Here is a 10,052-nt window from a genome sequence, read left to right on the forward strand (position 1 = left end):
GGCGTCACCGGGCAGATCATCGTGCGCGGTGACAGCGCCTATGGATCGCGGGCGGTGATCCGGGTATGCCGCCGCTACGGGGCGGTGTTCTCGCTGGTGCTGACCCGCAACGCCGCGGTGCAACGCGCCATCGACAGCATTCCCGAGAACGCCTGGACCCCGGTGAAATACCCGGGTGCGGTGCTCGATCGCGAGACCGGGGCCTGGATCTCTGATGCCGAAGTCGCTGAAGCCGTCTACACCATGGCCAAAACCGGCACCTATGAGGCGGTCACCGCCCGGCTGATCGTGCGCCGGGTCAAAGACGCCAACCAACCCCAAGACGGGCTGTTCCCGATCTGGCGGTATCACCCGTTTTTCACCAACACCACCGAGTCGGCCACCGACGCCGACATCACCCACCGCCGCCACGCCATCATCGAAACCACCTTCGCCGACCTCATCGACGGCCCCTTGGCCCACATTCCCTCCGGGCGCTTCGGCGCCAACAGTGCCTGGGCCGTCTGCGCCGCGATCGCCCACAATCTGCTGCGCGCCACCGCGACCCTGGCCGGGACCCGTCACCGCACCGCGCGCGGGGCGACCCTGCGCCGTCACCTGGTCAATATCCCGGCTCGTCTGGCCCGACCCCAACGACGACCGATCCTGCACCTACCCCGGCACTGGCCCGCCGAACCAGCATGGATGACCCTGTGGCACAACACCATCGGCCACCGATCCAGCGCCTGAACCACCGACCACCCGACCCGACAACCAGGAACCCGACAGGAAAAGCTGGACAGACCAGCGGCCTCGTCATGCCCACCACCAGCCCGGATCAAGACCATCAGCTCAACCGGCCACCACACCGTCGGTCGGTGGAATCAGGCTTAGTGAGAGGAATGATCAGAACCTGTGGATGAGCCTCGGCGTGGGGGCGTGAAAATGAGCGCACCTTCCCGAGGATGATCATCACGGAATCAGGTATTCGATCAAGACCGGCGTTGGCGCGCTGGTTGGGAAGGTACGCCCATGCTCACCGTAGTTCACGACGGCGCGGAGGCCAACGACAACACCGACAGTGGTGCTGGTCGGTCGTTGTTGGATGAGATTGTCCGTGATGGCGCTCGGCAGATGCTGGCCGCGGCGTTGCAGGCCGAGGTCGCCGCCTACGTGGCGCAGTTCGCTGACCAGCGCGATGACAACGGCCACCGATTGGTGGTCCGCAACGGCTACCACCAGCCGCGCGAGGTGCTGACCGCAGCCGGTGCGGTGCAGGTGAGGGCCCCGCGGGTCAACGACAAACGTGTCGATCCCGACACTGGTGAACGCAAGCGGTTCTCCTCGGCGATCCTGCCGGCCTGGGCGCGCAAGTCCCCGCAGATGTCCGAGGTGTTGCCGCTGTTGTACCTGCACGGGTTGTCGAGCAGCGATTTCACCCCGGCCCTGGAGCAGTTCCTCGGCTCCGGTGCCGGGTTGTCGGCATCGACGATCACCCGGCTCACGTCGCAGTGGCAAGATGAGGCCGCCGCGTTCGGTCGTCGCGATCTGTCGGGCAGCGACTATGTCTACCTGTGGGTCGACGGCATCCCCCTCAAGGTCCGCCTGGACCAGGAAAAGCTGTGTCTGCTGGTGATGCTCGGTGTGCGCGCTGACGGCCGCAAGGAGCTGGTGGCGATCAGCGACGGCTACCGTGAATCGGCCGAGTCGTGGGCCGATCTGCTGCGCGACTGCAAACGGCGCGGCATGACCGCCCCGTGCTCGCCGTCGGTGACGGTGCACTCGGGTTCTGGAAAGCGGTCCGTGAGGTGTTCCCGGCCACCAAAGAGCAGCGCTGCTGGTTCCACAAGCAAGCCAATGTTCTTGCCGCACTGCCGAAATCAGCACACCCGTCGGCCCTGGCGGCACTCAAGGAGATCTACAACGCCGAGGATATCGACAAGGCCCAGCTCGCGGTCAAGGCCTTCGAGGTCGATTTCGGCGCCAAGTACCCCAAGGCGGTCGCCAAGATCACCGACGACCTCGATGTGCTGCTGGAGTTCTTCAAGTACCCGGCCGAACATTGGATCCACCTGCGCACGACGAACCCGATCGAAAGCACCTTCGCCACAGTGCGACTTCGGACCAAGGTGACAAAAGGCCCGGGATCGCGAACGGCCGGACTAGCGATGGCCTACAAGCTGATCGACGCCGCCTCGGCCCGCTGGCGCGCCGTCAACGCCCCGCACCTGGTCGCCCTGGTCCGCGCCGGCGCGGTCTTCCACAAAGGCAAACTGCTCGAACGCCCCACCGACATCACCCCACCAACACCGCCCTCAGACGACGATCAGGACGCCGGAACGGAGGTCGCCTGAAACACCCCGATCCACAGGTATTGACAATTCCTCCAAGTGACGATTCGCGAGGTGAGAGTGCGAGGTGGGCAGGATGGATTCCGCCGCTGATCGTTGAACGGCGGACCCTTTGCTGATGCTTTCTCAGCTTCAACTGGGGGATCGGTCGCGTCTATCCCTCCACCGCGGCGCGGACTCCGATTCGCGCCAGATGTCATGGCAGTCACCACTTTTTCGACGGCTAGCGACGGTGTCGCGTTTTGTCAGAAGCCGCCCGACAGCACAGCGATCGCTGCTGCGGCGGCCCGTGGGTCACAGCAGCCGGACGATGCCGCGGGCAGCCACCTGCAGGGCGCCGAGCAGTCGCTGGCGACCTCGCTTCAACGACGGAACTACGACGGCGATCGCGGCCACCACAGCGTCGTCGGACTGCCGGACGATCGGCACGGCCAGTGAACAGGCGCCTAGCGACATCTCTTCCACGGTGGTAGCCAACCCCTCGCGCCGCACCCCCTCCAACTGTCGGGACAGCACCGCAGGCTGGGTGATTGTGTAGGGAGTAATCGGAGTCAGATTGGCAAACACCTGATCCTGGACTTCGCGTGGCGCGTGCGCCAACAGCACCTTGCCGACGCCGGTGCAGTGCATCGGCAACCTGCTGCCGACGGTGCTAACGATCGGCACGGATGCCCTACCCATCATCCGCTCGAGGTACAATACTTCGTTGCCGTCGCGTACCGCGAGGTGCACGGTGGCGAGCGTTGCCGCGTAGACATCGTGCAAGAACGGCTCTGCGACCTGCCGTAATCCGCCTCCGACCGGGGCGAGCAGCCCAGCGCTCCACATCAGTCGGCCGACCTCGAAACGACCGTCCGTGCGGCGCTGCAACGCCCCGCCCGCAACCAGTTCGGCAGCCAGCCGGTGGGCCGTGGCCATCGGCAGGCTGGCCCTACCCGCCAGTTCGGACAGCGTCAGTGTCCGGTGCCACTCATCGAAGGCGGCGACCATGCGCAGCAAACGAGAAGCGACGCTGGTGCCGGGCGTTGAGGTATTTCCCGCCACTCACGGATCCTTTCCGCTCAGTGGTAATCTAGCGTAGGTCAGTCGCCGAGGAGCCAATAGTGTCAAGGCTATGACAGCAGTGATCGACCCCGATCCCGACGGCGGGTTGCCGAGGCAGCAGGCGATCAGCGCGGAGATCGAGGCGATCGAGTCCGAGTATCAGCGCGCTGGCATCGAGGAGACGCAGCCGCGGCTCGGCTACGCGCCCTACCGCAGCAGCCTGCTGCGTCATCCCACGAAGGACCTACACCACGCTGACCCGGAGGGCGTCGAGCTGTGGACGCCCTGCTTTTCCGAACGCGACGTGCATCCGCTTGAATCGGACCTCACCATCCAGCACTCAGGCGAACCCATCGGCGAACGGATAGTGGTGACCGGCCGGGTGGTCGACGGCGACGGACGGCCGGTGCGACGTCAACTCGTCGAGATCTGGCAGGCCAACGCCGGCGGTCGCTACATCCACAAGCGTGATCAGCACCCGTCCGCGATCGACCCCAACTTCACCGGCGTCGGCCGCTGCCTGACCGATGACGACGGAAGCTACCGCTTCACCACGATCAAGCCAGGGCCGTATCCGTGGAGGAACCACCGCAACGCTTGGCGCCCAGCCCACATCCACTTCTCGGTGTTCGGAACGGAATTCACGCAACGGCTGATCACCCAGATGTACTTCCCCGGCGACCCGTTGTTCGCGCTGGACCCGATCTATCAGTCGATCACCGACCGAAAGGCCCGAGACCGACTGATTGCCAACTACGACCACGACGTCACCACCCACGAATGGGCCACCGGATACCGGTGGGACATCATCCTCACCGGCGCGACGCGCACTCCGACCGAGGATCCCCACCGCGGAAGCGAACACTGATGAATACCCTGCTCACCGCCACCCCGGGGCAGACCGTCGGACCCTTTTTCGGTTACGCACTCCCGTTCGACCGGTGCGACCAGCTGGTTCCGGCCGGCTCACCGGGTGCCGTCCAGCTTTCCGGCTTGGTCCTCGATGGTGACGGCCAGCCTGTTCCCGACGCCCTACTTGAGATCTGGCAGGCAAACGCCGACGGCACCATCCCCACGTCCACCGGCTCGCTACACCGGGACGGCTGGACCTTCACTGGGTGGGGCCGCGCCGGCACCGACGATGGCGGACGGTACAACTTTTCCACCGTCATCCCAGGTCCCTGCGATCCCGGTGCGGCACCGTTCTTTCTGATCACCGTGTTCGCCCGCGGGCTGCTCAACCGGCTGTTCACCCGCGCCTACGTGCCCGGGGGGCAGCTGGCCGGCGATCCACTGCTGGCGTCCCTGCCGCCCGAGCGTCGCGACACGCTCATCGCCACCCGCGAGGGCGCCGGACTACGCTTCGACATCCAATTGCAGGACGCGCCAGGCAAACCCGAGACGGTCTTCCTGCGCTACGCGGGACACCAGCGATGACTGACCTCTTCTGGCCGGGCGACGACCTCGCAGGCGACCTGATGAGCGGCCCCGCATTCCTCGAGGCCATGGTGGCCGTGGAACGGGCGTGGCTGGACAGCCTCGTCGACGCCGGTATCGCACCGCAAGAGGCGCGTGCCAGCTTGGCAGACCTCATCGCCGACGCCGACACCGAGTCGATCGCCCGCCGCGCCGCCACCGACGGCAGCCCCGTCAGCGCTCTGGTCACGTTGTTGCGTGAGCGCTCAACGGCGGCGACAGCCCGCTGGTTACACCGCGGGCTAACCAGTCAGGACGTCGTCGACACAGCGCTCGTCATCTGCGCCCGTGATGTCCTCATGCGCATCGGCGACGAGTTCACCGTCCAAGTCCGGGCGCTGTCCGAGCTCGCTGAGAGGCACCGGAGCACACCAACACTCGCGCGTACCCTGACCCAGGCCGCCCTACCAAGCACCTTCGGCGCCAAGATGGCACGTTGGCTTACCGGCATACTGGACGCCGCCGAACCGCTGACCGGGCTGCTGCCCTCGCTGCCGGTGCAGGTCGGTGGCGCGGTGGGAACGCTGGCGGCGGCTACCGAATTGACCGGTTCGGTGGACGGCGCCATCGCGTTGAGCGACGCGCTCGCCGGCGCACTGCGGCTGGCGCCGGCTCCGCCCTGGCACACCACCCGCTCGGCGATCACCCGCATCGGGGATGCGTTGGTGAGCTGCTGCGACGCCTGGGGGCACATCGCCGCCGACATCGCGACCGGTAGCCGGCCCGAGGTCGGCGAGCTGGCCGAGGGGACTGGTGGCGGCTCATCGACGATGCCGCACAAGAACAATCCCGTCCGCTCTGTGTTGATCCGGCGCACCGCGCTCACCGCGGGCACCTTGGGCGCCACCCTGCACCTGGCCGCAGGAGCGAGTGTCGACGAGCGCTCCGACGGCGCGTGGCACGCCGAATGGGCCACACTGCGCACGCTCGCCCGCCACACCGTCGTGGCGGCCATCCAAGCCTCCGAACTGCTCTCCGGGTTGCAGGTGGACACGGCGCGGGCGGCCGCGAACCTGGCCGACGCGGGCGGGCTGCTCACCGAACAACGTGCAATGACCGAGTTGACCGGTAGCCCAGCACGGCCCGACTACACCGGTGCCGCCGATCGGCTGATCGATTCGACCTTGAGTCGGGCCCGCCGCTTCATCAAGTCTGCGTCATGACCATTCCGGCCTTGGCCACAATCGACTTCGGCGGACCCGACGGTGCGCCTGTCCTCGTGCTGGGGCCTTCACTGGGTACCTCGGCAGCCACGCTGTGGAGCGCTGCGGCTGGATGGCTGAGTGCGCACGCCCGCGTCGTCGGGTGGGACCTACCCGGTCACGGTCGAGGCGGTCCTGGCGAGCCCTTCACGATCGCCGAACTCGCGGTCGCCGTGCTGGCACTCGCCGACGACATGCACGCCGAGACCTTCCACTACGCCGGTGATTCGCTCGGTGGCTGTGTCGGTCTGCAGCTGATGCTCGACGCGCCGCAACGGGTGGACTCGGCGACCCTACTGGGCACCGGTGCGTTGATCGGCACCCCAGCTGGCTGGCTCGAGCGCGCCGCCACCGTCCGCGCCGAGGGCGTCGAAACCTTACTCTCGGGCGCGGCCCAGCGGTGGTTCGCGCCGGGCTTCGTCGACCGGCAACCAGGTGTCGGCGCGGCGCTGCTGGACACCCTCAGCCACACCGATCCGGAGTCCTATGCGCAGGCCTGCGAGGCCCTCGCGGCATTCGACGTCTCCGACCGATTGCGCGAGATCGTCACTCCCGTCCTGGCCGTGGCAGGCAGCGCCGACGTGCCCACACCGCCGGAGTCATTGCGGCGCATCGCCTCCGGTGTCCAGGACGGTGACCTCGTAGTGCTCGACGGTGTCGGCCACCTGGCACCCGCCGAAGCCCCGGACCGGGTCGCCGGCCTCATCGCAGAGCAGGTGGGTATTCCGCAGCCTGCGACTAGGACCGTCGAGGATGTGTGTCGCGCGGGAATGGCGATACGGCGCCAGGTGCTCGGCGACGGGCACGTCGACCGGGCAATCGCCGGTACCACCGACATGACCGCCGATTTCCAGCACCTGATCACCCAGTACGCCTGGGGAACCATCTGGACACGCCCAGGTCTAGACCTTCGCAGCCGCTCGATGATCACCCTGACGGCGCTGGTCGCGCGCGGGCACCGCGAGGAACTGGCGATGCACCTGCGAGCGGCCCGCCGGAACGGTTTGAGCAACGACGAGATCAAGGAGCTGCTGATGCAGACTGCCATCTACTGTGGCGTCCCCGACGCCAACTCCGCGTTTCGCATCGCCGCCGAGGTATTGCCGGAATTCGACGAGGACGAGCGGGCGTCGTCATGAGCCGCACCGCCGTCTGCGCCGCCGCCCACGAAGCCGTCGCCGGAATCGCTGACGGCGCCACAATTCTCGTCGGCGGATTCGGCATGGCGGGCATGCCCACCACACTCATCGATGCGATCATCGAACAGGGCGCCGCCGAGCTCACCATCGTCAGCAACAACGCGGGCAACGGCGACACCGGTCTGGCCGCGCTGCTGGCTGCCGGTCGGGTCGCGAAGGTCATTTGTTCCTTCCCCCGACAGGCCGATTCGTACGTGTTCGACAGGCTCTACCGGGACGGCATGGTCGACCTCGAAGTGGTCCCGCAGGGCAACCTGGCCGAGCGGATCAGAGCGGCAGGCGCGGGCATTGGCGCGTTCTTCTGCCCGACCGGTGTCGGCACCCCGCTCGCCTCGGGCAAGGAGATCCGCACGATCGACGGCCGCGACTACGTGCTGGAGTATCCGATCCGCGGCGACGTCGCACTCATCGCAGCACACCTGGCCGACCGGGCCGGAAACCTGTTGTACCGCAAGACTGCTCGCAACTTCGGTCCGGTCATGGCGACCGCCGCCACGCTGACCGTCGTTGAGGTCTCCCGCGTCGTCGAGACCGGAGGCATCGACCCCGAGACGGTCGTGACGCCGGGTATCTTCGTCGACCGCATCCTCGACCTGTCCTCGATTCCCGCCGCCCGCACCGAGGCCGCCTCGTGACGGGAACGCTCGATGCAAGGACACGGCGTCGTGTCGAGCATCTCGACCGTGGCCCGTTGGACCGCGGGGAGATCGCCGCGATGATCGCCCGCGACATCGCACCTGGGTCGTACGTCAATCTCGGCATCGGCCAGCCCACGATGGTCGCCGACTACCTCGACCCCGCCGCCGAGGTGGTGCTGCACACCGAGAACGGCATGCTCGGCATGGGAGGCGCCGCGACAGGAGACGCCATTGACCCGGATCTCACCAATGCAGGCAAGGTTCCGGTCACCGAAACCCCTGGGGCGTCCTACTTCCACCACGCCGACTCCTTCGCCATGATGCGCGGCGGCCATCTCGACGTGTGTGTGCTCGGGGCGTTTCAGGTCAGCGAGCGTGGAGACCTCGCCAACTGGCACACCGGAGCACCGGACGCCATTCCCGCGGTCGGGGGTGCGATGGATCTCGCCATCGGAGCGAAGCGCGTATTCGTGATGATGACGCTGTTCGGCAAGGACAGGACCGCGAAGTTGGTTCCGGAGTGCAGTTACCCGCTGACCGGGCTTCGGTGCGTCAGCCGGCTGTATACCGAGTACGCGATCTTCGACATCGACAACGCCGGAGACGGACGCGTGCGCGTACTCGAGACCTTCGCCATCAGTATCGCCGCGCTCGAGAAGCGCTTGCACATAGCTCTGTCGTGACCCTGGCGCTTGGGTCGCCGAAAAGTGACTCCATGCTCGCTCAGCGACGAAATTCCCAGAGGAGTGGATTGATGACCCTATCCCGTGACGAGCTAGCCGATTTCGCCGAAAGTATGGCGCGCGCAGGGGATCGCGACACCCAGCACGTGACCGAGGAGCACCTCGTCGTGAACTCCACCGAGGCACACTGGATCCAGACCGGAAGCCCATCAGAAATTGGATTGCTTCTGCGGATACCCGCCCGCTCCATTGAGTTCTTCCTGCAGAAGATCCCCGCCGGTGCGGGCAGTGACCTTCATCGACACGTACACGAGTCAGTTCACTTCGTGCGACATGGCTCGGGCTGGTCGGAGATTGGCGATCAACGCGTAACGTGGAGCGCAGGCGACTTCGTGTATACGCCGCCGTGGGTATGGCATCGCCACTATGCAGATGACCAACAGGACGTCGAGATGATAGTCATCGAGAACTCCCGCCTCCTGGCTGCCGTGGACGCAACCCAGAGGGAAACCAGGGGCAACGTTAGCTTCGCCGAGGCTTTCGGCGTCGGCGACACGTAAGCAGTGGAGAAATTGTCAAGGTAATCGCTTCGAAGGGCGCTTGACGACGGCGGTCAAACACACGGCGGCCGGTCAACCCATCCACGGCGCTAATGTCCAGCCGCCCTGCAACTTTCGTGGCCGCGGCGTCTCCCGGCGAAGCAGGCGGCCTGATCTGCACCCGTGTTGTCGGCCCACGGGTTGTGCGAGTAAAGCGCAAAGTGATCACGATGCGGTCACATGCGTTATTCGTCGAACCCTTCATCTGGGATAGCAAACGCCGCCCTGGCGTTGTCGTTGAGATTTGCAAATCCATCGATAACCACCCGGGCCACGCGGGTCTCATGGTCGACAATGCGGATCAGCCACGTGTGAAAGGCCGCACCGGTGAATTCTTCGCTGACCGGCGAAGGAGCTCTCCAGCGACGGAAGAAGAACTCGAGTCGTGTCGTCAGCTCGATGACATCCTCCTGCACCGGAACGTAGGAAAGTACTTGACGCAGTTCGAGGCGTTCGTCGAAAATCCCGTCCCGCTGCGTGAGATACAACCGCAGACCATTGAGTCCCTTCCATTGGTGGCCGCCGCGAAAGCCGATTTCGAAGTCGTCTGTGAGGACGGTTGCGAACATTTGCTCGGCCGGCGAGTGGCGCTGTTCTAAGCGCAGGTAGTCATCGATCGTCGAAACGAACGCCGGCAGGTCGGGGGTACTCGACACAGAACATCTCCTTTGCCAATGTAGTTAGACCAGCTTAGTAGCAAGCTCTGCGGCAGCTTCGCCGATGATGCCAGCTACTTTGCGGACATGTGATGGCCGTAACCGATAGCTCGGCGCTGATGCATTTAGTGCCAGCCTCACGTCGGGACCTCTTGCAGGTATGGCGACAGCAACGGATGCGACACCTTCTTCGCTTTCCTCCCTACTGGTCGCGAAACCGCTCTT

The 10,052-nt window shown here is 65.7% G+C and carries 12 protein-coding genes and 1 pseudogene; 9 read left to right on the forward strand and 4 right to left on the reverse strand.

What is annotated here, in order from left to right; translation table 11 throughout:
* Positions 1 to 729, forward strand: a 729-nt coding sequence (locus tag AC5Y7V_RS31030; protein ID WP_047040869.1) for a transposase, incomplete at its 5' end; no start/stop codon positions are given.
* Between the two features lie 222 nt (positions 730 to 951).
* Here AC5Y7V_RS31030 and AC5Y7V_RS31035 read toward each other — a convergent pair.
* Positions 952 to 1,191, reverse strand: a complete 240-nt coding sequence (locus AC5Y7V_RS31035) for a hypothetical protein (RefSeq protein WP_224866092.1) — start codon at positions 1,189 to 1,191, stop codon at positions 952 to 954.
* Between AC5Y7V_RS31035 and AC5Y7V_RS31040 the strand changes: the two are divergent.
* Positions 1,081 to 2,333 (forward strand): annotated as a pseudogene (locus AC5Y7V_RS31040) (IS256 family transposase). The gene AC5Y7V_RS31035 and the pseudogene AC5Y7V_RS31040 overlap by 111 nt on opposite strands.
* A gap of 291 nt (positions 2,334 to 2,624) precedes the next feature.
* On the opposite strand, the gene AC5Y7V_RS31045 reads toward AC5Y7V_RS31040, so the two are convergent.
* Positions 2,625 to 3,374 carry an IclR family transcriptional regulator gene (locus AC5Y7V_RS31045; protein ID WP_047040843.1) on the reverse strand — a complete coding sequence of 250 codons (750 nt, stop codon included), beginning with the start codon at positions 3,372 to 3,374 and terminating at the stop codon, positions 2,625 to 2,627.
* Positions 3,375 to 3,444: 70 nt separating this feature from the next.
* Between AC5Y7V_RS31045 and pcaH the strand changes: the two genes are divergently transcribed.
* The 7 genes from pcaH to AC5Y7V_RS31080 all read left to right on the forward strand — a co-directional run bounded on the left by pcaH (position 3,445) and on the right by AC5Y7V_RS31080 (position 9,132).
* On the forward strand, positions 3,445 to 4,242 hold the full coding sequence (pcaH, locus tag AC5Y7V_RS31050; protein WP_043416460.1) for a protocatechuate 3,4-dioxygenase subunit beta: 798 nt from the start codon (positions 3,445 to 3,447) through the stop codon (positions 4,240 to 4,242).
* Entirely contained in the window at positions 4,242 to 4,811 is a 570-nt protein-coding gene (gene pcaG / locus AC5Y7V_RS31055) for a protocatechuate 3,4-dioxygenase subunit alpha (protein ID WP_043416462.1), read from the forward strand. The genes pcaH and pcaG overlap by 1 nt, the downstream gene beginning before the upstream one ends.
* A complete protein-coding gene (locus AC5Y7V_RS31060) occupies positions 4,808 to 6,013 on the forward strand; it encodes a lyase family protein (protein ID WP_043416463.1) in 1,206 nt (401 codons plus the stop codon). The genes pcaG and AC5Y7V_RS31060 overlap by 4 nt, the downstream gene beginning before the upstream one ends.
* A complete protein-coding gene (gene pcaDC / locus AC5Y7V_RS31065; RefSeq protein ID WP_047040849.1) occupies positions 6,010 to 7,191 on the forward strand; it encodes a bifunctional 3-oxoadipate enol-lactonase/4-carboxymuconolactone decarboxylase PcaDC in 1,182 nt (393 codons plus the stop codon). The genes AC5Y7V_RS31060 and pcaDC overlap by 4 nt, the downstream gene beginning before the upstream one ends.
* Positions 7,188 to 7,886: a 3-oxoacid CoA-transferase subunit A gene (locus AC5Y7V_RS31070; protein ID WP_047040851.1), complete on the forward strand. Its 699-nt coding sequence runs from the start codon at positions 7,188 to 7,190 to the stop codon at positions 7,884 to 7,886. Before pcaDC ends, AC5Y7V_RS31070 begins: the two co-directional genes overlap by 4 nt.
* Entirely contained in the window at positions 7,883 to 8,572 is a 690-nt protein-coding gene (locus AC5Y7V_RS31075) for a 3-oxoacid CoA-transferase subunit B (protein ID WP_047040853.1), read from the forward strand. Before AC5Y7V_RS31070 ends, AC5Y7V_RS31075 begins: the two co-directional genes overlap by 4 nt.
* A 71-nt stretch (positions 8,573 to 8,643) precedes the next feature.
* A complete protein-coding gene (locus tag AC5Y7V_RS31080; RefSeq protein WP_047040871.1) occupies positions 8,644 to 9,132 on the forward strand; it encodes a cupin domain-containing protein in 489 nt (162 codons plus the stop codon).
* Positions 9,133 to 9,356: 224 nt separating this feature from the next.
* Here AC5Y7V_RS31080 and AC5Y7V_RS31085 read toward each other — a convergent pair whose 3' ends face one another.
* Both AC5Y7V_RS31085 and AC5Y7V_RS31090 read right to left on the reverse strand, forming a co-directional pair.
* Complete coding sequence (locus tag AC5Y7V_RS31085; RefSeq protein WP_047040856.1) at positions 9,357 to 9,827, reverse strand: hypothetical protein; 471 nt, start codon at positions 9,825 to 9,827, stop codon at positions 9,357 to 9,359.
* A 24-nt stretch (positions 9,828 to 9,851) separates the two neighbouring features.
* The coding region (locus AC5Y7V_RS31090) for an IclR family transcriptional regulator domain-containing protein (protein WP_286144118.1) at positions 9,852 to 10,052 on the reverse strand (201 nt) is incomplete at its 5' end.

The organism is Mycobacterium sp. NGS34 (assembly GCF_059812845.1).